At 44.8% G+C, this 1,492-nt stretch carries 1 protein-coding gene; it reads left to right on the forward strand.

The window, feature by feature from the left end; genetic code table 11:
• Positions 1-105: 105 nt before the first annotated feature.
• Positions 106-1,479 (forward strand): IS4 family transposase, encoded by a 1,374-nt coding sequence (locus H5160_RS20050; RefSeq protein ID WP_182716915.1) that lies wholly within the window; start codon positions 106-108, stop codon positions 1,477-1,479.
• The last annotated feature ends 13 nt before the right edge of the window (positions 1,480-1,492 follow it).

Below are 1,492 nucleotides of genomic sequence, written 5' to 3' on the forward strand. Positions count from 1 at the left end.
AGCTGTCTCTTATACACAAATCCCTGCTAAGAAATTAGCGGGGATTTTTTTGAACTAAATCTCAATGTCATGATCAGATCTTCAAATCTTGTTTGAGGGCACATTATGATTAACGAACATACTCATTGGGCAAAACAACAATTCGGTAAATCGGACTTAGGTGATCCAAGAAGAACAGCGCGTCTAGTAAAGTTAGCATCAACGCTTGCAAATGAACCAGGAAAACCACTTGTAAACATCACTCAATCCCCCGCCGATATGGAAGGTGCCTACCGCTTTATTCGCAACGAGAATATTGACGCAACGGCTATAGCAGAGTCAGGCTTTAAAGCCACGGTTGAACAAGCAAAAAGTCATAACTTATTGCTCGCATTAGAAGACACGACCACACTAATTTATAAACATTCCTCCATTCGAGATGATTTGGGTCATGTCGGACGAGGAGCAAAACAACGAGGCTTGTTAGCTCATAGCGTATTACTGTTTGCGCCAGACACAAAGCAAGTTGTGGGATTAATTGAACAGTCTCGCTGGAGTCGTGATATCAACACGATTGGAAAAAGAGAAAAACACGCGACGACTTCTTACGAAGAAAAAGAAAGTTACAAGTGGGAGTCAGCGTCACGAGCGATGGCAGAGCGGCTGCAAGGACAAATGGCGAACGTGATATCGGTGTGTGACCGCGAAGCGGACATCTACGAATACTTGCAGTATAAACTGACCGAGCAGCAACGATTCGTCGTACGCTCGATGCAAAGTCGTCATATTGAAGAAGGTGAGGATAAGCTCTATGCGTTTGCAAGCGAGCTGATGAGTGCAGGCACCAAACACATCCACATTGCACAAAAAGGAGGAAGAAAAGCCCGAAGCGCAACACTGGATATCACCTATGCGCCAGTGACACTCAAAGCGCCTTACAATAAGAAAGGACGCTCCCTCCCAGTTTACTATGTCGGCAGTGCAGAGAGAGGAAACGCTGAGAACGGCTTAAGCTGGCACCTATTAACCAGTGAACCAGTCACCAGCAAAGAAGACGCCTTAGCTATCATCACCTACTATGAGCACCGTTGGCTTGTAGAGGAATACCATAAAGTCTGGAAAAGTGATGGCACGGATATCGAAAGTTTACGCCTTCAAAGCCAAGATAACATGGAAAGATTGGTGACGATTAATGGCTTTATTGCGACGCGAATATTGCAACTAAAGTTCACCAATGAGCAGCCTGATTCTCCAAGTTGTGAACAACTGTTATCTCCCAAAGCATGGAAGTTATTGTGGTTAAAGAGAATAAAAACACCATTGCCTGAAACTGCTCCAAATATGTCATGGGCGTATCAGGAACTGGCAAAGTTAGGAGGCTGGAAAGATACCAAGCGCACAGGGCGTGCATCTGTGAAAGTGTTATGGCAAGGATGGCTTAAGTTACAAGCCATCCTGGAAGGCTACGATTTAGCAAAATCTCTTGAGTCAGACTTGTGATCAAGAGACAGCT

The organism is Pseudoalteromonas sp. SG43-4 (assembly GCF_014164325.1).
GTDB lineage: Bacteria > Pseudomonadota > Gammaproteobacteria > Enterobacterales > Alteromonadaceae > Pseudoalteromonas > Pseudoalteromonas distincta.

Coding starts and splice junctions, on each gene's coding strand:
- H5160_RS20050 (WP_182716915.1), top strand. CDS start 106: ATGATTAACGAACATACTCATTGGGCAAAACAACAATTCGGTAAATCG.